Source organism: Mycolicibacter heraklionensis, from assembly GCF_001021505.1.
GTDB lineage: Bacteria > Actinomycetota > Actinomycetes > Mycobacteriales > Mycobacteriaceae > Mycobacterium > Mycobacterium heraklionense.
On record NZ_LDPO01000001.1, the window covers coordinates 236,071 to 260,485 of the forward strand.

The 24,415-nt window shown below is 68.1% G+C and carries 25 protein-coding genes; 7 read left to right on the plus strand and 18 right to left on the minus strand.

The features are described 5' to 3' along the window. Nucleotides 1-62: 62 nt before the first annotated feature. Nucleotides 63-1,457 (minus strand): cystathionine beta-synthase, encoded by a 1,395-nt coding sequence (locus tag ABW16_RS01100; protein ID WP_047317268.1) that lies wholly within the window; start codon nt 1,455-1,457, stop codon nt 63-65. A gap of 46 nt (nt 1,458-1,503) precedes the next feature. Further along, nucleotides 1,504-2,556: an alpha/beta hydrolase gene (locus tag ABW16_RS01105; RefSeq protein ID WP_047317666.1), complete on the minus strand. Its 1,053-nt coding sequence runs from the start codon at nt 2,554-2,556 to the stop codon at nt 1,504-1,506. A gap of 181 nt (nt 2,557-2,737) precedes the next feature. Between ABW16_RS01105 and ABW16_RS01110 the strand changes: the two genes are divergently transcribed. Then, nucleotides 2,738-3,592, plus strand: coding sequence for an SGNH/GDSL hydrolase family protein (locus tag ABW16_RS01110; RefSeq protein ID WP_047317269.1), 855 nt, complete (start codon nt 2,738-2,740; stop codon nt 3,590-3,592). 35 nt (nt 3,593-3,627) lie between these two features. Then, nucleotides 3,628-4,845 (plus strand): acetyl-CoA C-acetyltransferase, encoded by a 1,218-nt coding sequence (locus ABW16_RS01115; protein WP_047317270.1) that lies wholly within the window; start codon nt 3,628-3,630, stop codon nt 4,843-4,845. A 68-nt stretch (nt 4,846-4,913) separates the two neighbouring features. Here ABW16_RS01115 and ABW16_RS01120 read toward each other — a convergent pair whose 3' ends face one another. Both ABW16_RS01120 and ABW16_RS01125 read right to left on the minus strand, forming a co-directional pair. Then, a complete protein-coding gene (locus ABW16_RS01120; RefSeq protein WP_047317271.1) occupies nt 4,914-5,762 on the minus strand; it encodes a hypothetical protein in 849 nt (282 codons plus the stop codon). 121 nt (nt 5,763-5,883) lie between these two features. After that, nucleotides 5,884-6,732 carry a Bax inhibitor-1/YccA family protein gene (locus tag ABW16_RS01125; protein ID WP_047317272.1) on the minus strand — a complete coding sequence of 283 codons (849 nt, stop codon included), beginning with the start codon at nt 6,730-6,732 and terminating at the stop codon, nt 5,884-5,886. A gap of 167 nt (nt 6,733-6,899) precedes the next feature. On the opposite strand from ABW16_RS01125, the gene ABW16_RS01130 reads away from it, so the two are divergent. The 3 genes from ABW16_RS01130 to ABW16_RS01140 are packed head-to-tail and all read left to right on the plus strand — an operon-like array spanning nt 6,900 to nt 10,477. Continuing rightward, nucleotides 6,900-7,967, plus strand: a complete 1,068-nt coding sequence (locus ABW16_RS01130; RefSeq protein WP_233424657.1) for an enoyl-CoA hydratase/isomerase family protein — start codon at nt 6,900-6,902, stop codon at nt 7,965-7,967. Nucleotides 7,968-7,976: 9 nt separating this feature from the next. Continuing rightward, entirely contained in the window at nt 7,977-8,750 is a 774-nt protein-coding gene (locus tag ABW16_RS01135) for an enoyl-CoA hydratase (RefSeq protein ID WP_047317273.1), read from the plus strand. 26 nt (nt 8,751-8,776) lie between these two features. Further along, nucleotides 8,777-10,477 carry an alpha/beta hydrolase gene (locus ABW16_RS01140; RefSeq protein WP_082133896.1) on the plus strand — a complete coding sequence of 567 codons (1,701 nt, stop codon included), beginning with the start codon at nt 8,777-8,779 and terminating at the stop codon, nt 10,475-10,477. On the opposite strand, the gene ABW16_RS01145 is transcribed toward ABW16_RS01140, so the two are convergent. Then, the gene (locus tag ABW16_RS01145; protein ID WP_047317274.1) at nt 10,409-10,885 is read right to left on the minus strand and encodes a rhodanese-like domain-containing protein; all 477 of its coding nucleotides are present in this window, start codon (nt 10,883-10,885) and stop codon (nt 10,409-10,411) included. The genes ABW16_RS01140 and ABW16_RS01145 overlap by 69 nt on opposite strands. Then, entirely contained in the window at nt 10,882-11,436 is a 555-nt protein-coding gene (locus ABW16_RS01150) for a cysteine dioxygenase (RefSeq protein ID WP_047317275.1), read from the minus strand. The genes ABW16_RS01145 and ABW16_RS01150 overlap by 4 nt, the downstream gene beginning before the upstream one ends. A 277-nt stretch (nt 11,437-11,713) precedes the next feature. Here ABW16_RS01150 and ABW16_RS01155 point away from each other — a divergent pair, with 277 nt between their 5' ends. Further along, nucleotides 11,714-12,769 (plus strand): patatin-like phospholipase family protein, encoded by a 1,056-nt coding sequence (locus tag ABW16_RS01155; RefSeq protein ID WP_047317669.1) that lies wholly within the window; start codon nt 11,714-11,716, stop codon nt 12,767-12,769. 4 nt (nt 12,770-12,773) lie between these two features. Here the strand turns inward: ABW16_RS01155 and ABW16_RS01160 are convergent, their stop codons facing one another. From ABW16_RS01160 to ABW16_RS01190, 7 genes are all read right to left on the minus strand, one after another. Further along, nucleotides 12,774-13,610: a patatin-like phospholipase family protein gene (locus tag ABW16_RS01160; RefSeq protein WP_047317276.1), complete on the minus strand. Its 837-nt coding sequence runs from the start codon at nt 13,608-13,610 to the stop codon at nt 12,774-12,776. Further along, the gene (locus tag ABW16_RS01165; RefSeq protein ID WP_047317277.1) at nt 13,607-14,482 is read right to left on the minus strand and encodes a class II glutamine amidotransferase; all 876 of its coding nucleotides are present in this window, start codon (nt 14,480-14,482) and stop codon (nt 13,607-13,609) included. The genes ABW16_RS01160 and ABW16_RS01165 overlap by 4 nt, the downstream gene beginning before the upstream one ends. A gap of 8 nt (nt 14,483-14,490) precedes the next feature. Then, nucleotides 14,491-14,958 (minus strand): SRPBCC family protein, encoded by a 468-nt coding sequence (locus tag ABW16_RS01170; protein ID WP_047317278.1) that lies wholly within the window; start codon nt 14,956-14,958, stop codon nt 14,491-14,493. 16 nt (nt 14,959-14,974) lie between these two features. Beyond that, on the minus strand, nt 14,975-16,033 hold the full coding sequence (locus ABW16_RS01175) for an NAD(P)H-dependent amine dehydrogenase family protein (RefSeq protein ID WP_047317279.1): 1,059 nt from the start codon (nt 16,031-16,033) through the stop codon (nt 14,975-14,977). Further along, complete coding sequence (locus ABW16_RS01180; RefSeq protein ID WP_047317280.1) at nt 16,033-17,664, minus strand: long-chain fatty acid--CoA ligase; 1,632 nt, start codon at nt 17,662-17,664, stop codon at nt 16,033-16,035. The genes ABW16_RS01175 and ABW16_RS01180 overlap by 1 nt, the downstream gene beginning before the upstream one ends. Nucleotides 17,665-17,705: 41 nt before the next feature. Next, the gene (locus tag ABW16_RS01185; RefSeq protein ID WP_233424658.1) at nt 17,706-18,719 is read right to left on the minus strand and encodes a YncE family protein; all 1,014 of its coding nucleotides are present in this window, start codon (nt 18,717-18,719) and stop codon (nt 17,706-17,708) included. A 478-nt stretch (nt 18,720-19,197) separates the two neighbouring features. Then, nucleotides 19,198-19,461, minus strand: coding sequence for an excalibur calcium-binding domain-containing protein (locus tag ABW16_RS01190; RefSeq protein WP_047317670.1), 264 nt, complete (start codon nt 19,459-19,461; stop codon nt 19,198-19,200). 368 nt (nt 19,462-19,829) lie between these two features. Between ABW16_RS01190 and ABW16_RS25905 the strand changes: the two genes are divergently transcribed. Continuing rightward, complete coding sequence (locus ABW16_RS25905) at nt 19,830-20,414, plus strand: hypothetical protein (RefSeq protein WP_131721449.1); 585 nt, start codon at nt 19,830-19,832, stop codon at nt 20,412-20,414. Nucleotides 20,415-20,427: 13 nt separating this feature from the next. Here ABW16_RS25905 and ABW16_RS01195 read toward each other — a convergent pair whose 3' ends face one another. The 5 genes from ABW16_RS01195 to ABW16_RS23725 all read right to left on the minus strand — a co-directional run bounded on the left by ABW16_RS01195 (nt 20,428) and on the right by ABW16_RS23725 (nt 24,074). Further along, the gene (locus ABW16_RS01195) at nt 20,428-21,843 is read right to left on the minus strand and encodes a tyrosine-type recombinase/integrase (protein WP_047317282.1); all 1,416 of its coding nucleotides are present in this window, start codon (nt 21,841-21,843) and stop codon (nt 20,428-20,430) included. 4 nt (nt 21,844-21,847) lie between these two features. Beyond that, the gene (locus ABW16_RS01200; protein WP_047317283.1) at nt 21,848-22,183 is read right to left on the minus strand and encodes a hypothetical protein; all 336 of its coding nucleotides are present in this window, start codon (nt 22,181-22,183) and stop codon (nt 21,848-21,850) included. After that, complete coding sequence (locus tag ABW16_RS24125) at nt 22,180-22,887, minus strand: recombinase family protein (protein WP_047317284.1); 708 nt, start codon at nt 22,885-22,887, stop codon at nt 22,180-22,182. Before ABW16_RS24125 ends, ABW16_RS01200 begins: the two co-directional genes overlap by 4 nt. Nucleotides 22,888-23,045: 158 nt before the next feature. Then, on the minus strand, nt 23,046-23,303 hold the full coding sequence (locus ABW16_RS01210; protein ID WP_047317285.1) for a hypothetical protein: 258 nt from the start codon (nt 23,301-23,303) through the stop codon (nt 23,046-23,048). Between the two features lie 105 nt (nt 23,304-23,408). Next, on the minus strand, nt 23,409-24,074 hold the full coding sequence (locus ABW16_RS23725; protein ID WP_131721450.1) for a hypothetical protein: 666 nt from the start codon (nt 24,072-24,074) through the stop codon (nt 23,409-23,411). Nucleotides 24,075-24,415: the final 341 nt, after the last annotated feature.

Genomic DNA, 24,415 nt, shown 5'->3' on the forward strand with positions numbered 1-24,415 from the left:
CCTTTCGGGTCGGGTCGGTGAACGGTCCAAACGCTACCGCAGGACAGTGAACGCAAGCGCCCTTATCGACGGCGTGGCCCGTCGGACAAAAAGCCCAAGAGATCGTGGCGCGTGATGACACCCACCGGTTTGCCGTCCTCGACCACCATCACCGCGTCCACCTGGGCCAGCGCGGTCGCGGCGACGCCGACGACCTCGCCGGATCCGATCAGCGGCAGCGGCGGGCCCATGTGCTGCGACACCGCGTCGGCAAGCTTCGCGCGGCCCTCGAACACCGCGGACAGCAGCTCGCGCTCGGACACGCTGCCGGCCACTTCACCGGCCATCACCGGCGGTTCGGCACCCACGACGGGCATCTGCGACACCCCGTACTCCCGCAGGATCCCGATGGCGTCGCGCAGCGTCTCCGAGGGGTGGGTGTGCACCAGGTCCGGCAGGATCCCGGACTTGGCGCGCAGCACGTCGCCGACGGTGGGCTGCACCGTCGAGCCGTCCAGCCGGGACCGCAGGAACCCGTAGGACGACATCCAGGCGTCGTTGAAGATCTTCGACATGTAGCCACGTCCGCCGTCGGGCAGCAGGACGACGACGAGTGCGTCGGGCCCGGCTTTGACCGCCGCCTCCACCGCCGCCACGACGGCCATTCCGCAGGACCCGCCGACCAGTAGCGCTTCCTCACGGGCGAGGCGCCGGGTCATGTCGAACGAGTCCGCGTCGGACACCGCGATGATCTCGTCGGGAATGCTCGGGTCATAGGCGTCAGGCCAGAAGTCCTCGCCGACCCCTTCCACCAGGTACGGCCGGCCGGTACCACCGGAGTACACCGAGCCTTCCGGGTCGGCGCCGATGATCTGCACCCGGCCGCCCGACACCTCTTTGAGGTAGCGGCCGGTGCCGGTGATGGTGCCGCCGGTGCCGATCCCGGCGACGAAATGGGTGACCTGGCCGTCGGTGTCGGACCAGATCTCCGGACCGGTGGTCTCGTAGTGACTCTCCGGGCCCGCCGGGTTGGAGTACTGATCGGGCTTCCAGGCGCCGTCGATCTCTTCGACCAGCCGGTTGGAGACGCTGTAGTAGCTGGCCGGGTCGTCCGGTGGCACCGCAGTCGGGCACACCACCACGTCGGCGCCGTAGGCCCGCAACACATTCTGCTTGTCCTCGCTGACCTTGTCCGGGCAGACGAACACGCACTTGTAACCGCGGCGCTGGGCCACCAGCGCCAGGCCGACACCGGTGTTGCCGGAGGTGGGTTCGACGATCGTGCCGCCGGGCTTGAGCGCTCCGCTGGCCTCGGCCGCGTCGATCATCTTCACCGCGATGCGGTCTTTGGAGCTCGCACCCGGGTTGAGGTACTCGACCTTGGCCACCACCCGGCCGGCCCCGGGGGGAACGATCGAAGTCAGCTCGACCAGTGGGGTGTTGCCGATCAGGTCACTGATGTGGCGCGCTATCCGCATGCCTGACATCGTCTCAGGCGGCTCGGTTCAGCAGCCCATGGCCTGCCTAACCGGTGGCCTCGCGGATGTATTCGCCGATCTGGCGCAGCGAACGGGTGGCCTCCGGCACGAACGGTGCCGCGATCTGGAAGACGTGGATCTGGCCGGGCCACACCCGCAGCTCCACCGGAACCCCGGCGGCCGCGAGCACCTTGGCCCCCAGCCGGGCGTCGTGCAGCAGCACCTCGGAGCCGGAGACATGGATCAGGGTGCGCGGAAGCCCGGGCTTGACGTGTTGCAGGGGTTCGAGGACCTGGCTGCCGTGAGTGCGGTCGCGCCGGGCCGCGGCCTCGATCAGTTCGACGAACGCGTCGAACGCCTTGGGTGGGAACTCCGCACCGGCGTGGATGTTGGGGTGCGCCTTCTTGGCTTCCTTGGCGATCTCCAGCAGTGGCGACAACGCGACGATCGCCGCCGGCATGTCTTCCTCGCCCTCCTCCAGCAACCGTTCGGCCAGCGCCAGCGACAGGTAGCCGCCGGCGGAGTCGCCGGCCAGCACGATCTGGTCCGGTTCGTAGCCCTGCCGGCGCAGCCAGCGGTAGCCGTCGTAGCAGTCGTCGATCGCATCCGCGATGGAGTACTTGGGGATCATCCGGTACTCCACCACCAGCACCGGACTGTCGGCATACTTCGACAGCTTGGTGACCAGCCGGCCGTGGGTGTTGGCCCCGCAGGTCAGGAAGGCCCCGCCGTGCATGTAGAGCACGACGCGGCGGGTGCCGTCGGCCGGCAGGACGCCGGCGGCACGCACCATCTGCGCCTTGCAGCGCGGTAGCCGGATGGTGGCGCGGATGGTGCCCGGCGCCGGCAACATCGCCTTGGCGGCGAAGTCGAGCAGCCCGAACGGCCACGGCATCCGCGGTAGATAGCTGCCGACCGAGAGAACCGGCCGAATGGTGGCCCGGGCCGCCAGCCACGCGAGCCGTCCCTCGACGCTGGCTGACTCCTCGAAGACCTCGACGGGCAGCCCGTCATGACGGCCGTAACGGTGGGGTCGCGAGGTGGGATAGAGACGGGTGCGAACACGTAACGAGCTGGGAATTGTGTCGGGTGCGGTCATGATGGACACTCCCTCCAGCCGGCCCGGGCCGGCACAGCCAACGCGGTACCAAGTATCGTCACACGCGGAAATTTGAGAAGAAATCTTATGATTCGTTCCGATACTGCATCGGGTCCGCTTCGTGACCATTTTTGTTTGCTGCGCTCAGGCGACAGGCGAGTCCTTTCCCTAAAATCGAGACATGGCGATCCGGGCAACGCGACGCTCAGCGGTCACGCTGGGCACTGCGGGCGCGTTCGCTTTCAGCGGCACCCTCTACCTGGGTGTGCGCAATCTTCTGGCGGGCCAGGCCGACCGGGCCCGCCAGACGATCCCCAAAGCGTGGGACCTTCCACCCCGTGCTGACGGTTTATACGGTGCCGACGACACTGAAGTTCAGCCCTTCCACCGCGGAGCGAACGTCGATCTGCACCTGATGGTTTTCGGCGACTCAACCGCGACCGGCTATGGCTGTCTTTCGGCGGGAGAGGTTCCCGGCGCGCTGATCGCCAAGGCGCTGGCGCAGCGCACCGGATTGCGGGTTCGCTTGAGCACCAAGGCAATTGTCGGTGCCACCTCCAAGGGCCTGGCCGGTCAGGTGGACGCGATGTTCGTCGCGGGTCCGCCGCCGGATGTGGCGGTGATCATGATCGGCGCCAACGACGTCACCGCACTGAACAGCATCGCCGGCTCGGTGCAGCGACTGCGTGCCGCGGTGAAGCGACTACGCGCCAGCGGCGCGGTGGTGATCGTGGGCACATGCCCGAAGTTCGGCGCGATCAGCGCGATACCGCGGCCGCTGCGCTGGGTCGCGCACGTCCGGGCCTGCCAGCTCGCCCGGGCACAGACCCTGGCGGTCAAGGCTGTCGGCGGTATCGCCGTGCCCTTCGCCGACTTCCGAGCGCGGGAGTTCCATGACAGCCCGCACCTGCTGTTCGCCGCGGACCAGTACCACCCGTCGGCGGCCGGTTACGCCCTGGCGGCGGGCCAAATGATCCCGGCGCTCTGCGCAGCGCTGGACCGGCCCGATTCCCGCGTGGTGGCCTCTTCGGACTAGATTCGGCTCTATTACCCGATCTCTAGGAGCCAGAAGTGCCTGAAGCTGTCATCGTCTCAACTGCGCGTTCGCCGATCGGCCGGGCCGGTAAGGGATCCCTGGTCACCATGCGGCCCGACGACCTCGCCGCCCAGATGGTGCGCGCCGCCCTGGACAAGGTGCCTGCGCTGGACCCACGCGAGATCGACGACCTGATGATGGGCTGCGGCCAGCCGGGCGGCGCCTCTGGCTACAACATCGGGCGGGTGGTCTCGGTGCTGCTCGGCTACGACTTCCTGCCCGGCACCACGGTGAACCGGTACTGCTCGTCGTCGCTGCAGACCACCCGGATGGCGTTCCACGCGATCAAGGCCGGCGAGGGTGACGCGTTCATCTCGGCCGGTGTCGAGACCGTCTCGCAGTTCGCGATCGGTGCCGCCGACGGTGCCCCGAACAGCAAGAACCCGCTGTTCAACGACGCTGTCGCCCGCTCCGAGGCTGCTGCGGCCGGTGCCACCGAGTGGCACGACCCGCGCGGCGACGGCCTGCTGCCCGACGTCTACATCGCGATGGGCCAGACCGCCGAGAACGTGGTGCTGCACACCGGAATCAGCCGCGAAGACCAGGACCACTGGGGCGTGCGCAGCCAGAACCGCGCCGAGGAGGCCATCAAGAGCGGCTTCTTCGCCCGCGAGATCTCGCCGGTCACGCTGCCCGACGGCACCGTGGTGAGCACCGACGACGGCCCGCGCGCCGGCACCACCTACGAGAAGATCAGCCAGCTCAAGCCGGTGTTCCGGCCCAACGGCACGATTACCGCCGGCAACGCCTGCCCGCTGAACGACGGCGCCGCCGCGGTGATCATCACCAGCGACACCAAGGCCAAGGAGCTGGGCCTGCAGCCGCTGGCCCGGATCGTGTCCACCGGGGTGTCGGGCCTGTCGCCGGAGATCATGGGCCTGGGCCCGATCGAGGCCGTCAAGAAGGCGCTGGCGAACGCGAAGATGTCGGTCTCCGACATCGACCTGTTCGAGATCAACGAGGCCTTCGCGGTGCAGGTGCTCGGCTCGGCCCGCGAGCTGGGCATCGACGAGGACAAGCTGAACGTGTCCGGCGGGGCGATCGCCCTGGGCCACCCGTTCGGTATGACCGGCGCCCGGATCACCGCCACCCTGCTGAACAACCTGGCGACCCACGACAAGACCTTCGGCGTGGAGACCATGTGTGTGGGTGGCGGCCAGGGCATGGCCATGGTGGTCGAGCGCCTCTCCTGATCTCCCTTTGCCGTTGACTCTGCGCCTACCAGGCAAAAGCGCGAGTACCCCGCCTGGTCAGCGCAGAGTCAACGGCGTTTTAGGGCGCCCCATGACTGGCGGACGCGTCGAACGACGTCGTAGCCCCGGTGTTCGGCAAGCACCTTGATGTGCGTCCAGCCGACGCTCTGGATGTACTCCAGCCTCTCCACATCTTTGACGTACTGCAGCCGATCGGTGCGATGTTGATCGCCGTCGTACTCGACCGTGAGCATGATGTCCTCCCACCCCATGTCGAGGAAGTACTTGGGGTAGCCGTCCTCGCCGAGTACGGGGATCTGGGTCTGCGGCCTGGGAAAGCCGGCGTCACCGAGCAGCAGCCGCAACCAGGTCTCCTTCGGTGACTGCGCGCCGGCATCGACGAGGTACAGCGCGGCTTCGAGTTGACGCAGCCCGCGGGTATGACGATGCCGCGCCGCCAGCTGCGCCACATCGTCGATCTTGAAATGCGTGGCGTTGGCCAGCGCGTCCAGTCTGGCGACCGCCTGACGCAACGGGCCGCGTCGGCCCAGGTCGAAGGCGGTGCGCTCGGGAGTGGTGGCGACGACGCCGCCAAGACGCTGGGATTCGCCGTCCAGGATCAGGTCCGCACGGGTCTTGACGCCGTGCGGGGCTCGCGCGTTGCGCCAGATCAGTTCGACGATCACGTCGTCGTCGACCCAGTTCGCCCCATGCAGGGCCGAGGCGGCAAGACCGCTGACGACTGCTTGGCGATGCGCCCACAGCCAGGCGCCCTCAGTGCGGTGCCGCAACGTCGGCTTGACGCGTCTGTCCAGGTAGACGTTCGGCATGATCGCCGTGTGGTATTTGTCCAGCTCGTGCCAGGTGACCGCACCGGCCGCCAATGCCTCGCTACCGAGGAATGGTTCACCTTCCATGCCGGCATGCTGCCAGCGGTCTCCGACAGCACCCCAGATAGCAGTTGACTCTGCGCGTACCAGGCGAAAGTGCGAGTAGCCTGCCTGGTCAGCGCAGAGTCAACGGGGAAAAGCTAGCGGGTCACTCGCTCTGGAAGTAGCTGAGCAGCCGCAGGATCTCCAGGTACAGCCAGACCAGGGTCACGGTCAGGCCCAGTGCGATACCCCAGGCGGCCTTCTCCGGCGCGCCGGCGCGGATCAGCTGGTCGGCTGCGTCGAAGTCGATCAGGAAGCTGAACGCGGCGATACCGATGCACACCAGCGAGAAGATGATCGACAGCGTCCCACCGCTGCGCAGGCCCAGGCCTTCGCCACCGCCGACGCCGAACAGCGACAGCACCAGGTTGCCGATCATCAGGGCCAGCACACCGAACATGCCGGCGACGAGCATCCGGGTGAACTTCGGGGTGACCCGGATGGCGCCGGTCTTGTAGACGACGAGCATGCCGCCGAACACACCGAGGGTGCCCATCACGGCCTGGCCGATCATCGAGCCGGCGTTGCTGGTGCCGACCGTGACCGCGGTCAGCACGAAGGAGATGGCGCCGAGGAACATGCCCTCCAGCACCGCGTAGCTGAGCACCAGGGCCTTGCTGTCCTGCTTGCGAGTGAACGTGGCCACCAGAACCAGGGCCAGTCCGCCGAATGCGCCGACGAAGGTCAGCGGCCCGGCCAGCGCCTGATTGCCCGCGACCAGGAAGAAAGAAACGATCGCTGCGACGCTGAGCACCCCCAGCGTGATGCCGGTCTTGGTGACGACGTCATCGATGGTCAGCGGGCGAGTGACCTCCCGCTGGTACTGCTGTAGCGACGGGTCGGCCTGGTAGGTCTGTCCCACCTGCTGAGTCGCACCGGCGACGCCGGTTCCGAACTGCGCGTAGCCGCCCTGTTTGGGCAACGAACGAAATACCGGGTTGCTGGTCTCCCGCACCGTCCCGATCCTTTCTTAATGCTGTCTCGTGCTCGGACACGAAGTTGTGCGAACACTTGCTCAACGGTCCACGACCCGTCGAAGTTCCCAACGGACTAGCGGCCGCTCTGCTGCCAAACCTTACCCGCGGAACGTTGACGGCGGGTAAGGATCTACATTGCGAAGGCGTGACAGGCGAATCTGACGGTGCCCGGAATCCCGACGTCCTGAATCCCGACGTCCTGGCCCACGTTGACAACGGTGTCGGTCTGCTGACACTCAACCGTCCGAAGGCGATCAACTCGCTGAACCTTCCGATGGTGACCGCGATGACCGCGGCACTTTCTGCCTGGGCCGACGACCCGGCGGTGACGGCGGTGGTGCTCGCCGGGGCCGGCGAGCGCGGTCTGTGCGCCGGCGGCGACGTGGTCGCGATCTATCACAGCGCCAAAGCCGACGGCGCCGAAGCACGCCGGTTCTGGTACGACGAGTACCTGCTGAATGCGCAGATCGGCGGATTCGGCAAGCCGTACGTGTCGTTGATGGACGGCATCGTGATGGGCGGCGGCGTCGGAGTCGGGGCGCACGCCAACACCCGGGTAGTCACCGACACCACCAAGATGGCCATGCCCGAGGTCGGTATCGGGTTCATCCCCGATGTCGGCGGCACCTACCTGCTCTCCCGCGCCCCCGGCCGGCTCGGCCTGCACGCGGCACTGACCGGCGCACCGTTCTCCGGTCCGGATGCCATTGCGCTGGGTTTCGCCGACCACTACGTGCCGCACACGGCGTTGGAGGCCTTCACCGCGGCGATCATCGCCGACGGCGTGGACCGCGCCCTGGCGGCACACGCGATCGAGCCGCCGCCGAGTCAGCTTGCCGCACACCGTGACTGGATCGACGAGTGCTACTCACACGGCACCGTCGCCGAGATCGTGGACGCGCTGGCCGGCCACGCCAGCCCCGACGCCAACGCCGCCGCCGAACTGATCGGCACCCGCTCCCCGATCGCGTGCGCGGTGACGTTGGAGGCGGTACGTCGGGCCGGCCAGCTCGCCACCCTGCAAGACGTCCTGGTGCAGGAATTCCGGGTGTCGTGCGCGTCGCTGCGCTCGCATGACCTGGTGGAGGGCATCCGCGCCCAGTTGGTCGACAAGGACCGCAACCCGCAGTGGTCGCCGGCCACGCTGGCCGAGGTGACCGCCGCCGACATCGAGTCGTACTTCGTTCCCGCCGAACCCGACCTGACCTTCTAAGGAGACACCATGAGTTACGAAACCATCCTCGTCACCCGCGACGGCCGCGTCGGCACCATCACCCTGAACCGGCCGCAAGCGCTCAACGCCCTCAACAGCCAGGTGATGAACGAAGTCACCACCGCCGCAGCTGAATTTGACGCCGACCCCGGCATCGGGGCGATCATCATCACCGGCAACGCCAAAGCGTTCGCCGCCGGCGCGGACATCAAGGAGATGGCCGAGAAGAGTTTCGCCGACGTGTTCGCCGCCGACTTCTTCGCGGCCTGGTCCAAACTGGCCGCGGTGCGCACCCCGACCATCGCCGCGGTGGCCGGGCACGCCCTGGGCGGCGGCTGCGAACTGGCGATGATGTGCGACCTGCTGATCGCCGCCGACACCGCCAAGTTCGGCCAGCCCGAGATCAAGCTGGGCGTGTTGCCCGGCATGGGCGGCTCCCAGCGCCTGACCCGGGCCATCGGCAAGGCCAAGGCGATGGACCTGATCCTGACCGGCCGCACCATCGACGCCGCCGAAGCCGAGCGGTCCGGCCTGGTGTCGCGCGTGGTGCCGGCCGACGACCTGCTCGCCGAGGCCGGCAAGGTCGCCGCCACCATCGCCGGGATGAGCCTGTCGGCCGCCCGGATGGCCAAGGAAGCGGTCAACCGGGCCTTCGAATCCACCCTGGCCGAAGGCCTGCTCTACGAGCGCCGGCTGTTCCACTCGGCGTTCGCCACCGAAGACCAAACCGAAGGCATGACCGCCTTCACCGAGAAGCGCGCACCGAATTTCACCCACCGCTGAGTAGACCCGCCGCTGAGTAGATCCCGATGAGCGCGACAGCCACCGACACCGCCACCGCGGAAGCGACCGTGGAACCGACCGCGCGCCCACCGTGGTGGGTCCGGCACTACACGTTCACCGGCACCGCGGTGGGCCTGGTGTTCCTGTGGCTGTCGCTGACGCCGTCGCTGCTGCCGCGCGGACCGCTGTTCCAGGGTTTGGTCAGCGGCGGCTCGGGCGCCATCGGCTATGCCCTGGGGGTGTTCAGCGTCTGGCTGGTGCGCTACATGCGCTCCAAGGACACCAGCCCGCCGGCCCCGCCGTGGGCCTGGCGAGTGCTCATTCCCGCCGCGGTGATCATCCATCTCTGGGTGGTGTGGACGATCCACGGCTGGCAGGACCAGATGCGCGACTTGATGGGTGTGCCGCGGCTGACTTGGTACAACTACCCCCAAGCCGGTGCGATAGCGGTGGTCACACTGTTCGTCCTGGTCGAGGTCGGCCAACTGATCAGGATGCTGATCAACTTTCTGATGCGCCAGCTCGAAAGGGTTGCCCCGCCGCGGGTTTCGGCGGTGGTCGCGGTGGCGTTGCTGGTGGCCCTGTTTGTGGCGGTGCTCAACGGCGTGGTGCTCAAGACCGCGATGCACGTCATGAACAGCACCTTCGCCGCGGTCAACGAGGAGACCAGCCCCGACCGGGCCGCCCCGTCGACCCGGCTGCGCTCCGGCGGGCCGGAGTCGCTGGCCTCCTGGGCGTCGCTGGGCCATCAGGGGCGCATCTTCATCGCCGGTGGACCGACCGTCGAGCAACTCAGCGCATTCAACGGCACACCGGCCACCGAGCCAATCCGCGCCTACGCCGGCCTGAATTCCGCCGACGGGATCAAGGCGACCGCTGAGCTGGCCGCGGCCGAATTGGCCCGTACCGGCGGACTGAGCCGCGCGGTGGTGGCGGTGGCCACCACGACCGGCACCGGCTGGATCAACGAGGCGGAGGCCTCGGCCCTGGAGTACATGTTCAACGGCGACACCGCGATCGTGAGCATGCAGTATTCGTTCCTGCCCAGCTGGTTGTCGTTCCTGGTCGACAAGGAGAACGCTCGCCAGGCCGGCCAGGCCCTGTTCGAAGCCGTCGACAAACAGGTGCGGGCCCTGCCAGAGTCCAAGCGCCCCAAACTGGTGGTGTTCGGCGAAAGTCTCGGCTCGTTCGGTGGCGAAGCCTCCTTCATGAGCCTTAACAACGTGCTGGCGCGTACCGACGGTGCGTTGTTCTCCGGGCCGACGTTTCAGAACACCATCTGGACCGACCTGACCATCAACCGCGATCCCGGTTCCCCGCAATGGCTGCCGATCTACCACGACGGCCACGCGGTGCGGTTCGTCGCTCGCTCGGCTGACCTGGCGCGCCCCGAAGGCCCTTGGGGTGCACCGGATACACCGCGAGTGGTGTATCTACAGCACGCCTCCGACCCGATCGCCTGGTGGCATCCGTCATTGCTGTACCACAAGCCGGACTGGTTGAGAGAGCCACGCGGCTACGACGTGCTGCCGCAGGTGCACTGGACCCCGATTGTGACGTTCCTGCAGGTCTCCGCCGACATGGCGGTGGCGGTCGACGTGCCCGACGGCCACGGCCACAGCTACGTCGCCGATGCCGCCAATGCGTGGGCGGCGATCCTACATCCAGCGGCGTGGACCCCGGAGAAAACTGAACGACTCCGCCCCCTGCTGCACTCCAACGCTTAGTGCGGCAAGCGGGGCCGGCTCCACCAGCTCCCCGACGGCGGCCAGGGCCTGATAGCCGCCGATGACGTCGGTGGCGCGGTGCAGCCCCAAGTCCTGCAACGCGGCCGCGGCCAGGCTCGAGGTGTAGCCCTGCGAGCACAGAATGATCCACTGCACGTCGTCGTCGACCGCCTGTGGCAGCCGGGCATCGCTGGTCGGGTCGCAGCGCCACTCCAGCACGTTGCGTTCGATCACCAGCGCGCCGGGCACCTCGCCCTCCGCCGCGCGTTGGGCCGCGGGCCGGATGTCGACCAGGTATGCGCCATCGCGCAGTGCCTCAGGGACCTCATCAGCGGTCAGCCGGCGCAGCTTGGCCCGAGCCGATTCGAGCATATGGTCGATGCGGCTGGTGACGTGGGTTGTGGTCATGACGCCTCCGGATGTTGGGTGAGTTCGGTGCGCTGCCTACGCAAAGTATGGTCCTGCGCGACGTCGTAGTAGGACATTTCCGCCAGTGGCGGCGAGTAGGCATGCACGCTCAGCGTGGGGGTCGGCAGCTGGACCGGCTCAGACCCAGTGGTCGGGGGCGCCCAGACGACATCATGCACCCAGCCCCGGGTGAACGCGGCCTGGTCTCCGGCGTCGAGCCGTCGTTGCGCCAACTGGCGACCATCCCAATGGAATTCATCCAGCGAGCCGGACAGCACCGTCAGCGCGCCGAGCGAGTCGCCGTGGTCGTGCAGTTCGGTGGCATGCCCCGGCACCCAGCTGATCAGCCAGATGTCGAGCCGCTCGTCGCCGTGGATTCGGGCGAACCAGCGCTGGTCCTCGGGAAGCCCCGATGCGGGCAGCAAGTGGTTGTAGCGGCCTTGCAGCACCGCGTCGGCGGCCAGGTCGGTGGTCTGTAAGAGGTCGGGCAGGCGCAGCGAGCGTGGCCGGGCGGCCGGGCGCCGCAGCGCGATGGGATCAGCGATAACCATGTTGAAAACTCCAGAGCGGATGGGGTGGATTCAGGAAAGGGGTCGGCGGCAGCGTTCAGCTGCGGCAACAACAACCCTGGAATCCGACGTGCTCCATCACAACGGCCATGCTATGCGGGTGCGACGCCCGACGCGCCGGCCGGTCACTCGCCGGAGCGGGAATTCCGGCGTCCCGGCGCGGCAATACCCACTTTGACCTGCTCGTTCCCGACGGTACTACGGTTGTAATCGCAATGACGGAAAGAACCGGCGCGGCATTGCCCGCAAAATGGTGGACATGACCTCTGCTGCGGAACCCCGCGCGGCCCGGGCACCCCGGGTGGCCCTGGTGCTGGGCAGTGGCGGCGCGCGCGGCTACGCCCACATCGGGGTGATCGCCGAGCTTCGCGACCGCGGCTACGACATCGTCGGGATCTCCGGATCGTCGATGGGTGCACTGGTGGGCGGGCTGCAGGCTGCCGGTCGGCTCGACGACTTCGCCGAGTGGGCCAAGTCGCTGACCCAGGGCGCGGTACTGCGCCTGCTGGATCCGTCGTTCACCGCGGCGGGCGTGCTGCGGGCGGAGAAGATTCTCGATGTCGTCCGCGACATCTTGGGCGATATCGATATTGAAGAGCTGCCGATTCCCTATACCGCGGTGGCGACCGATCTGATCGCGGGCCGGTCGGTGTGGTTGCAGCGCGGCCCGGTCGATACCGCCATCCGCGCCTCGATCGCCATCCCCGGGGTGATCGCACCGCATGTGGTCGACGGACGCCTGCTCGCCGACGGCGGCATCCTCGACCCGCTGCCGATGGCCCCGTTGAGCTCCGTCAACGCCGACCTGACGCTGGCAGTAAGCCTCAACGGCGGCGACCCCACGGCCGCCGGCCCGGCGGCCGAAGACTCCGAGCGGGGCGCGCCGGCCGGTCGATTGAATCGCATGTGGCGCAGTACGTCTGCGCTGCTGGACACCAGCGGGGCGCGATCCCTGCTGGACCGGCCGACGGCCCGAGCGATCCTGGACCGGTTCAGCGGTGGGGAGTCCGAACCCGGCGGTTCAGCGAGTCTCGACGCAGGAGAGGCGAAGCTGGGACCGCCGCATGGGCCCGGCGAGGACGAGGACTTCGCGCCCGAGGTGCCCAAACTCGGCAGTTTCGAGGTGATGAACCGGACCATCGACATTGCCCAGGCGGCGCTGGCCCGCCATCAGCTGGCGTCGCACCCGCCCGATCTGCTCATCGAAGTGCCTCGCGTCGCCTGCCGCAGCCTGGACTTCCACCGCGCCGCCGAGTTGGTCGACGTGGGCCGGGAACTCGCCGCCCGCGCCCTCGACGCGGCGAAATCGCTTTAGCGCTCTAGCCTTCGGCCACGAACTCGGCGATGGCGCCGGCCTGCCGTCGGCCCTGTTCGCGTCCGGCCTGCGCCGCCGGCAACCGGCACGCCGGGTCGAGCGGATTGCCGCCGAAGGCACGTAGCGCGTCATCGTCGGCCAGGACCGCGCACACTCGACCGTCGAACGCCGCGATCTCCCCGTCGACGCCGCCACCGGTGGGCACCAGCAGCACGGCCTCGTCGCAATCGGCGGCGACATCGAGGTTGATCGTGCTGCGCACGCCGCCATCCATGTAGCGGTGGGTGCCGATCACCACCGGAGGCCACGCACCGGGTACCGCGCAACTGGCCGCGACGGCGTCGATGAGCTCCACCCCGGAGTCGCGGTCGAAGACCGTCAGCTCCCCGGTGTCGATGTCGATCGCGGTGATCCGCAGCGTGCGATCCGGCCAGTCGTGTGAGGGCAGACGGGCGGCGATGATGCCCCGCCGCACCGGTGCGGCAACCGTCTGCGCCGCCAGGGCAACCGCGCCGATACCTTGCAGCTTCTGCGCGGTGGTGGTGTCGGGCTCGGTGATCGCCGCCATGAACAGGTCGGTCAACGCATCGGCACCGACACCGGGATCGATCTCCGACGAGGTCTCGGCCACCTGCCGGGCGAACAACTCCGCCAGCCCCAGCCCGCTGCCGATCTGGGCGGCCACCGCCGACCCGGCCGATGTCCCCACCAGCACCGCGGATTCGAGCAGTTCCCGCGCGGTGTCGGGCGACTCGTCGGCGATGCCGCACAGCACACCGGTCTCCCAGGCGATGCCGGCTACCCCGCCACCGCCGAGCACCAGGGCGCGTTTGACTGTCATGTCATTCCTTTCCAGGGGTGTTGAGCCTCCTGGGCAGCGGCGGTCAGATCGTCCCGGCGCAGTTGCCGGGCAGGAGAATCGGGGAAAGCCAACTCGCCGGTGATGGTCAGCTCGGCGTCGACGTGAACCAGTTCCCCCGGGTCGATCAACCGCCAGCGCGAATCGGCGTCCATCGGTTCGGTGGCGAACACCACCGCCGGACGGCCCCGCAACTGCTCGGAGTGCGCCCGGATCCGCGGGGTCTGCAGGTCCAGTCCCGCCGGCGCGGCTCCGTCGCGGCGGTCCAGCAGGTACAGCTCGTGGGTGTCGGGGTAGCGCAGCGCCCACATGTCGGTGGCGGTGCTCAGCAGGATATTGAGCGCGTAGATCGGCACGTTGGACGCCAGCCAGCCGACCGCGTCGCGCAGCCCGGCGCCGACGTCGCCGTCATGCGCACGGACACAACCGGTGATCAGTGCAAAGACCCGTTCCGAATCGGTCTGTCCCGCAACAAGGTCCGCGGTTCCGAGTTCGCGGAGTCGTTCCTCGACGGCGTCGAGGCCATGCAGCACGCCGTTGTGCGCGAAGATGCGGCCGTCCTGCAGGAACGGGTGGGTGTTGGCGACGTCCCGCACACCGGTGGTTGCGTAGCGCACATGCGCGACGAAGGTGGTGCCGGTCAGCTCGTGTGCCTCAGTGGAGAATTCGGCGTCCTGCCACGCCGCGATCGGCTCTTTGTGCAGCTGCGGCAGTCCGTTGGTGTCGAAGACGCCGATGCCGGTGCCGTCCGGGTTGCGCCGGCTCTGCTCGGCGAGGTTGTCCGGAGCGTCGAGCAGCCAGAACGTGGCGGTGACGACGTCGGTCCCGGCGTGCAGCCCGAAAAGTCGGCACATCGGCGAGGTCAGCCCGCCAACAGGGCGGACAGTCGCGCCAACGCCTGACGGGCGTAGCCCTTCCACAGCCGGCCCAGCACCGGCAGCAGCGGCGCGGCCACCTTTGACCGCGGGTGGATCACCCAGCTCCAGGTGATCGTGGTACCGGAACCGACGGGTGCGAACTGCCAACGACCCTCGACGTGGGCCACCAGTACGGCCAGCGGGCCGGTGATGTCGGTAAGCCGGTATCCGAACGACAGCGGCGGATCGACCTCGGTCAACTCCTCCCGCATGCTGCCGCCGCCGGTCAGCACGACGGTGCGGGTCTGCCCGGCGCTCGCCCAGTCGCCGGTCTGGTCCCGGATCTCTTTGATCGGCGGAATCGGCCCGTACCAGCGGCGGAAAAGCTCCGGCAGGGGTAGCGGCAGCGTTCCGGCGAACGCGTCCGCGACGGTGGCGGACACCGTCCGGGACTGTTCGACAACCAGGGCCATGAGCCGAGGGTAGCGCTCAGCGCGCCAGGTGCGGAGCGGCCCGACCGGTGATCAGCGGCAGGTCGAAGAACCCGGCGAACCCGGCCGGGGCCGCACAGGTCGCCGGGATGGCGTTGACGCAGTGCGCCGCGGTCGCCACGACACCGGGATTGCTGATCAGCCCGGCTTCGACGGTTTCGGGCTGCCAGCCCTTGACGGTGACGAACGTGTCGGGATTGCCCCGCACCTCCATCTCGTAACGCTCCCCTGCCGGACCGAAAGTCCATGGGGGGTCAAGGTTTTCTTCACCCATCATCCAGTTGACCGTGACCCGTGCCACCACCTCGTCGCCGACGGTCGCCTCCCAGTGGAACCGGCGACCGGCCACCTGACCGGGTTCGATGGAACCGATCGGAGAGTCGATGGGCGCGGTGGCCACCGCCACTTCCTGCGATGAGCGGATGTGCTCGTCGGCGGCGAAGCCCAGCCGGTCCACGCACAGTCGAACCGATTGACGGAACCCGCCGTCGAGCAGCTTCTGCATCGGGCCGCTCAGGGCCTGATCCGGGGTGCCGCCGAATCCCATCACGTGGCGCAGCACATCCGGCGCGTCGTAGGTGCGCAGGTCCGAATACTCTTCGCCGCGAATGAATGTCACGCCGGTGGACATCACCGACAGCAGCAGCGGGAACAGCTCGAAGGCCGCGCCCGGGCCGATACCGGCACCGTGCAGGGTCACGCCACCTTCGCGCGCCGCAGCCGCCAACGGTCCCACCTCCTTCTCGGACGGGTAGAACCAGCCGACCGGGGTGAGAACGTTCTTGCCGGAACGCAGCAGCGCCGCAACCTCGTCGGGGTTGGGCAGCAGCGGCGCGTAGATCACCGCGTCGGCATCCAGCGCCAGGATCTCGTCCACGCTGTCGGTGGCCGTCACACCCACCGGTTCAGTGCCGATGATCTCCCCGACGTCCTTGCCGCTCTTGGACTTCGAGTGCACCCAACAACCGACCAGCTCCAAATCGGGATGCTCAAGCACGCCCTTGATCGCGGCGACGCCGACTCCTCCGGTTGCCCATTGGATGACACGCAGGCTCATCAGTCACGCACCTCGCTCACTTGGTATTGATCCTCGGAATACCGGGCCCGGATGGTCTTCTTGTCGTATTTGCCAACGCTGGTGCGCGGGATCGCCTCGATGAAGGTCCAGCGCTCCGGCAGCCACCAGCGGGCGACCTTGTCGGACAAGAACGCTCGCAGTTCGGAGCCGGTGACCGAGGCACCAGCCCGGGCCACCACCACGGCCAGCGGCCGTTCCTGCCAACGCTCGTCGGGCACCCCGACCACCGCGGCTTCGACGACGTCGGGGTGGGCGATCAGCTCATTCTCCAGTTCCACCGAGGAGATCCACTCCCCGCCGGACTTGATCACGTCTTTCGCCCGATCGGTCAGCGTGATGAAGCCCTGCTCGTCGATGCGGCCCACGTCGCCGGTGCGCAGCCAGCCCGAAGCGAACTTGGACTCATCCTGGCCGCGGAAGTAGGCGCCGGTGATCCATGCGCCCCGCACTTCCAGCTCGCCGACCGCCTCGCCGTCGTTGGGCAGCACCCGGTCCTCGTCGTCGACGATTCGGGTCTCGACACCGCATACCGGCCGCCCCTGGGTGCCGCGTAGCGCCCAGTGCTGCTCGGGTGGGGTGCCCGGCGGCGGCCAGGCCATGGTGGCCATCGGCGAGGTCTCGGTCATGCCCCACAGCTGTCGCACCTGCACACCGTGGCGCTGCTCGAACGCCTGCATCAGCGACACCGGAACCGCCGAGCCGCCGCAGGCCACCATCCGCAACGACGAAATGTCATGGCCGGGTTCGCGCTCCAGATAGTGCAGGACGTCGTTCCAGATCGTCGGCACCGCGCCGGCCACCGTGGGCCGCTGGGTCTCGATCAGGGCGACCAACGACTTGGCGTCCAAATGCCGGTCGGGCAACGCCAGGTCCGCGCCGGCCATCAGCGCCGAATACGGCAGTCCCCAGGCGTTGGCGTGGAACATCGGCACGATCGGCAGCACGCAGTCGATCGCGCCGATCGCGGTGCCGTTGGTGGTGCATCCGGCCATGGCGTGCAAGTAGCTGGACCGGTGGCTGTACACCACGCCCTTGGGGTTGCCGGTGGTGCCGCTGGTGTAGCACATGGCGGCCGCCGAATTCTCGTCGATGACCGGCCAGTCGAACTCGCACGCCTCGGCGGCCAACAGGTCGGCGTAGCCCAGCACGGTCTTGCCGGAGGCCTCCAACGTGGCGGTGTCGCCGTCGCCCACGACGATCACGGTGTGCACGGTCTCCAGTTGCGCCAGTACCGGCGCCAGCAGCGGCACCAATGACGCGTCGACCAGGACCACCCGGTCCTCGGCCTCGTTGGCGACGAAGACGATCTGCTCGGCGAACAGGCGGATGTTGAGCGTGTGCAGCACCGCGCCCATCGCCGGCACCGCCAGGTAGGCGGCCAGGTGTTCGGTGTTGTTCCACATGAAGGTGGCCACCCGCTCGTCGCCGGTGATGCCCAGGCGCCGCAGGGCATTCGCCAGCCGGGCCGCCTGCTTACCCAGCTCCCGGTAGGTGGTGCTCCGATACCCGTCGTCGGCCACGGTGGTGACAGTGCGAGAACCGTGGACAGTCGTCACGTGGTTCAGGATGGCGCCGACCGTCAGCGGCCAGTGCTGCATGGTGCTCTGCATCGACCTATTCGATCACGCCGGCACCTGGAATGCGGCGTGGGTTACAACGCGGGTTCGAGTTGCAGCATTCGGGTGACCGCGTCGTCGAGCTCCAGCTGCTCGTGCAGCGACGCTGACGGCGCCGGCAGGTCGGCCAGCGACGCGATGGTCACCTTGCCGTCGAGTCCGGCGATGTAGAGCCGACTGCCGTCCGGGCTCTCGGCGGCGCAGGAAGGCTCGGTGATGCCGGTCAGCGTGCCGAGGGTCTCGCTGGTGCGCGCACACAGCACCAGAACGGCGCCCTCGGTCACCAGGTAAATCCGCTGGCCGTCGCGCCCGGCGATCAGCTGGATCAGCTGGGCCTCAAGGGCGCGACCGGCGCTGACCGCGTGGGTGCGGGCGTCGACGACGTGGACCCGGCTGCGGCCGTCGGGACCGGATGTCGCCACGTACAGCCGAGCGCCTTCCGGGCTGACCGCGACATCGATGATGCTCGCGCCGATCTTGATGGTGTCGACGACGTTCAGGTCGCGGTCCAGCACCGTGACCGTGTCGCCGGAGGGCTGGCGGACCGCCGCGTAGAGACGCCGGCCGTCCGCGCTGATCCGCAGGCCGGCTGCCGCCGCCGCGGGGTCACCGGAGACCGTGACGGACCCGGCGAGACGCATGGCCGCGTCGAGCACGACCACGTCGACGCCGGCCGAGCCGGTACGGGTGAGGTACACGCGGCTGCTGGCCGGGTCGGCGACCAGGTCACCGATGTCCATGGCCACCGGGTAGCACCCGGCGATCTCGGCGGTGTCGACGTCGATCGCCAGCACGGCGTCCAGTGCGGTCGAACCCGCGGTGACGTAGGCCCAGCCGGTGCCGGCGGGGCCGGCGGCGATCGAGAAGGGCTCGTCGGCCTGGAACACGGTGTTCACGATCTTGCAGCTGGCGGTGTCGATGATCGAGACCGTGTCGTCGCCGTAGTTGGTGGCCAGCAGTCGTCGGCCGTCCGCGGTGACCGCGATGCCGCCGATCGGGCCGCGATCCAGTGTCACGGTGTTGGCGACGCGGGCTGCAGAGTTGGCCAATCTATAAGCCGGCACGTCGTCCACATCGCTCCTATCGACCACTGTTCGCATCGTTTCGTTTCGTCTCGTCACTGCCCACGCTCCCCGTGGCTACCGCAGCGCGGCCCGGTCGAGACCGGGGATGCCGAGGCGGGGCGTCTGGTCGATCCTAGCGGTGAATTCGAAGTAACAGGAAAATGTCGTAATTATTGTGATCGAGGTCGCAGGCTAATCCCAACTGCCCCACGCTGGGGCGGGCGAAACCGCAAGATCCGAACGCTTCAGCAACCCCGTCGATACGGCCTGAACAGGTTTTTTACCGTTATTGGACAACTTGTGATCCGCGTCGCGATTAACATTGAATAAGAATTTAAGAACTCCCACCAGGAAATTCGGCGCTTCTCGTCGCAGCGCCCTTGCAAATTCTCCGGTGGGCGGGTATAGGCCAGACAAAGGCGCCGGTCAGGCGGTCCGCCGGGGCCGACGGGGGCCCGCGAACCTAGGATTCGCACGCCACACCATCGCCGTCTCGATCAAGTTGGTAGATGTCGTTGCCGACGACCGAGACGGGGCCTTGGACATACGCCGGACCGTTGCCACCCTTCCCCTGACAGTCGACGTCACGCGCGATCGGCACACAGGCGCCCGCGTAGTTGGAATCGCACTGCGGCTCCTGCTGCTGCGACGTGGCTACGGCGCCGGCCACTGGAGCGAGCGCAAGCGCGGCAGCGATGCCGACTGTCAGCACGATCTGTCTCCGCATGCCGGCAAACAGTAGCCGCCGCAGGTCGTTCATCGAGGGGAAATGGCGTGCCCCCAGTCGGACTCGAACCGACACTGTGCGGATTTTAAGAACGGGGCGGTGGCCGTTTTGACCTCGGCGTTAGCAACCCGATGTGACCCTAAAGGGGCTGGTACTGAACATATTTGGTCGATTCTAGCTACCTGACCTTTGGGTGCCTTTTCAGGGTTATCCCCCTCGGGGTTGCGTAAGAGTTGCGTAACGGAACTCGGATTTTCCGTGTTTGCTGGCCCAGCGGCGGCAGCTGGCCGCGGGGGGCGGCAGCCGAGGCGGCGGACACGGCCGACGACACGCCCGAGCTTGTCGGTGTCCGATGGGATCATGACTAGGTGCCTCTGGATGCTGCTTGGGTTGGTGTGATCGGTACCGGAATCGGTGCCGCTATCGGCGCAGTCGGAAACGGTGTGGTCGAGCTGGCGAAGGCCGCGACCGCAGGTAGGCAACAGCGCAAGGCCGACGCCGAAAGGCGCGTCGATGAGGCGGCCGAGGCGAAGGCGGTGCGGGAGGCCAAGGCAGCTGAGAAAACAGCGCAGCGGGAACATGAAGCTGCCGAGGCCGAAGCTCGGCGACAACGCGAAGCGGAGCAACGTGAACGGGACCAGCGTGCTGCACTGCGCGCCGAACGTGCCGAGAAAATACGTCGGTGGCGCGAAGGTCTAGCCGCATCCCATGAGGAGTTCGAAAAATGGGATGTGATTGACAGGCGCTCAGGACCGAAGCCAGCCAGTTTCGCATTCATACCTGAACCGAACATCGTAAGCGCGCCTTGGTTTCAGAGCCTCCGGCCGCATCTGTCTGCGAGCGGCCAGACGATGAAGCTCCGCAGCGGCGATACCGTTCACTGTGACCGTGAAGTTGCCGATGCGTTAGCCGTTGAGATTGCCGATATTGAGCATTCCTGGGGGCTTACCTGACCGGCTCTGCCGTTCAGCCGAATAGTTTGATCACGTTCCCCGTCCGCTTGGTCGCCGGGCGTGCTGCCTTGGCCGGGGCGGGTGGCTCCGGCAGGGCGTTCAGCGCGCCGCCGTCCTGCTCGGGGATGTAGTCGCCGTACACGTCCAACGTCAGCGTGTAGGTCGAATGGCCGAGCCACTTGGACACCTGCATGAAGTGCACCCCCGCCGAGAGCTGCAACACCGCGAACGTGTGGCGCAGGTCGTGTAGGCGCACCCCGCGAGCGGCGGGCGTTGTCGCGGTGGCCGGGCGGCTGGCAGGTAGTCCGACCGCATCGAGCGCGGGTTTCACGATCGTGTCGTAGAACGCACCGAGCGCGAGCGGCTGCGACCAGTCCAACGGCACGGCATACCGCTGCCCGGTCGCCCGGTAACCGCCGCCGTTCTTCCGGCTCGGCCACAGCGGGGCGGTCGGCTCGTCGGCGCGCTCGTGCACGTCGGTGAGGTAGTCGGCCATCCGCACGGCCAGCCAGTCCGGCAGGGGCACAGTCCGGCGGCTGCGCTTGCTCTTGAGCGTCCCGTCTACCCACGCGCCGCCCTTGCGGCCTTTCGTACGGCGCACGTTCACCGAGCAGCGCGGGCCGGGGACGAACACCAGATCACGGACCTCTAGCCCGCTGACCTCGGCGGCGCGCAATCCGGTGTAGGCCATGAACTCAACCATCAACGCGTACACCGGGTACGCCGGTAGCGCCGGGCCGGTATAGCCAGCGGGCGGGACACCGGCAATGGCGGCGCTCAGCGCCCCGACCTGTTCGGCGGTCAGCGGGTGGTGCTCAAAGGCGGGGCGGTCTCCGGTTGCACGGGCCGCGCTGAAATCGACCGCGTCGCACGGGCTCGCCGGGATCGCCTTGTGCTGCACGGCGTACTTGAACACTCGCCGCGTCACGTCCCACGCGTGCTTGACGGTGCCAGGGGTGAGCGGCTGGCGATTGCCTTGCGTTGACGCCCGCTGAACCAGGGAGGCGAGCAGCTGCTCACAGCGCGTGCCGGTGATCGTGGCTATGGCGGTGCCGCCGAGTTCGCCGAGCACGTAACACCGCAGCAGTCGCCCGTACTCGTCGGCGGTACCGCTCTTGAGCTTGCCCTGACTGACCTTGACCGCTTGCTGGTCGAGCCACGCCTTTGCGTAGTACCCGAACGGCAACTGTCCGGCCTTTTTCGCCTCGGCCAGGGCCGAGGTGCCCGTGGTGTGTCGGGCGGCGTTCAGCTCGTCGCGGCGGGCGGTGGCGGCGTCGTAGTCGCCGTAGGTCTCGCTGCGGGTGCGGTACTGGCCTTTGATCTGCACCCCGAAGTCATCGCGCTTCGGCTCGCGCCACAGCACGCGGAACTTGCGGATCAGCTTCCCGTCCTTACGCTGGCGCGTCACAACCGATTTCACGTGTGCCATGTGTTCACTTCCCTACTGCTCGTTGGGGCATGGTGCGTGCCGCCGAGTTCGGCACCTGCGGCAGGCGTCGCACCTGCCAGACTGGCGGTGCTGGCGCGGCCAGCAGGGCGGCGTGCTCGTAGTCAGCGCGGGCAGCCACGGCGGTGCGGCGCTGGCGCTCGCGATCGATGCCGTAGGCCAGCCCGGCGGCTGCCAACACGGCCAGCAGCCAGGGGTAAGCGGTGACCGAGATTAGGCCGACGACGGCCAGGGCCACGGCTGCGCCCGGGTGCCGGTCAGTCCAGCGGGCCAGCCGATAGTGCTGCTGATACCCGCAGCGCGGGCAGTTGTGAGTGCTCATGCTGGCACCGCCTCGGTGTTGTGCCGCTTGAGTATTCGGGCCACTGTCGCCGCGCACCACTTGCCGCCGCGCTTTGTCGGGTGGCCCTCGGCGGTCAGCGCGTCGGCTATCGCCCGCGTCGATGCCCCCTGTGCGTCGAGCTGGCGCATCAGCGACAGCGCGCGCTGCTCGGCGGGCACCGGCACTAGCTTGCCGCCGCGTGAGCGGTAGCCGTAGGGCAGTGCGCCGTGCGCGTAGCCACCGCGAGCCGCCTTGGCCTTGCGGGCCGCTGCCAGCCGGTCGGTTATCATCTCGCGGTCGTACTCACTGATCGCGCCGAGGATCGTGCGAACTAGCTTGCGGCTCGGGTCTTTTGACGCGCCGGTCAGCATCTCGTTTTCGTTGGCCCGGGTCGACAGCACGACGCCGCCGAACTCAGTGAGGTTGCGTAGCAACAGCTCTTGCACCATCACGTCACGGGCTAGCCGGTCAATGCGGGCAACGACAACACCGTCTGCCCTGCCTGACTTCACGGCCGAAGCAGCGGTGCGCCATCCGCAGCGGCTCGCCAGCTCGGAGGTTCCCGAAATCGTGTCGGTCTCCCACGCGACGACCCGGTGCCCGTTCGCCCTGGCCCACTGCCTGATGGCGTCGCGCTGAACGTCCGGCCCGAATGCCTCTTGTTGGCGTGCGGTCGATGTCCGCACGTATCCGATTACTCGCACGATGCCCCTTTCGTTAGGCCGCTGACCTGCGGTGTAGCTGTATCTAGGAATAAAGCTACGCCCCGATCAGTCACCTGGCAACGTCTCGCGACGACGAAACACGTTGTCCCACACACCATTACGCCACCCATCGCCCATGCAACACATGGGGTTTGGGCTTATTCACGGTTTACCCGGCGCAGCTCATCGACGTAAAACTCCTGCTCACGGCCGTCTGCGAACCGCACCCGGTGCATCAGCTCGCCGCCGTCGAGCCGCACCTTGCGCACCGTCCCGACCTCGCCGAAGTGCGGTGCCCCCGGCGCGTTGACCCTCACGAGGTCGCCGTAGCCGAGCAGCGTGACCTCGGGCCGGGCGGTGCGTTCGCCCTTCGCGGGCTGCCAGCGGTCCGGCCAGCCCCCATCCGTTCCCGTCATCGCGCGGCCTGAGCGTGGCTGTGCCGTTGCGGGCGTCCGGTTACCCGCGGGCGGGGCCGCATGGGCGCACATGGGCGCACAGCGGGCAGGCCGGGGCCACTGTGGCTACACACGGCGGCCACGTGTCCGGCGAGTGCCCTGCGGGATCGCCGCCTGCTCGGCTGCGGCCTCTTCAAGGGTCATCAACCCAGTACCCGGCCGTTTTCGCGGCGCTGCTGTACGACCGTCTGCCGGTTCGGCCAGGTCGCCCTGCCACGGCGGGGGCTTTCGCGGCGCCGCGGTCGGCTCAGGCGGTGTAGCGGCGGCGTCGGGCTCGACTAGCTCGGCGTCGATCACCGCGGGCTCGGCGCTCGCAGCCAGGGCGGGCGGCTCGGCGCGCTGGCTGTCCTCGCGAGGCTTGCGCTCGATCCCGGCGAAAATCTTCTCCCACGGGCGCGGCTCGACGCTGACCTCGACGGCCTGCTTGGCGCTCATGCCCGCCCGGTCGAGCGCGTCGCGGATCGCGGCCAGGGCCACGGTGTCGGGTGCGTCGCCGTCGAGCGCCAGGCCGAGCAGCCGTTGCACGAGCACGTCGGCGGCTTGCTGTAGTCGCCGCTGCGCCTTGGCGCGGGTCTGCTTTGCCGCGCCGCCATGACTGCGGCAAACGTTCGACCCGATCATGCTCGGCAGTCGGCACCGCTTGCCGGTTCGCTTGCTGCGCGCCGTGCATTGCGTCTCGCCCGTCGCAAGCTCCCTCAAGAGGTCGCGGCGGTCTTGAGGTTTGTCGGTCATCGCGGGCTCCGTTCATCGGGTTCCGGGTGGTCTGGTGTTTTCGACGGGCCGGGGCGGTGCGCCGGGGTTGCGGCGCGGCCGGGTCGGGTGCCCGCCTCGGGTTCGGTGCTGCGGTGCCCACCAATACGGCGGCGTCGGCTCGGTGTAGGCGTTCACGGGTGCCCCCTCGGTCGGCGGTGGGACTACGCGGCTGGCGCAGTCGGTGGCGCAGTCGGCGCACTCGGCGCAGTCACGATTTCGGCCCGTCGCCGGGCTCGCGGCGCTGTCCGGGTAGGTGTCCGGGTGTCCGGGCGGCTGTCCGGGTAAAAAAGCGGGCTCTACCTGCACTGTCCGGGTGTCCG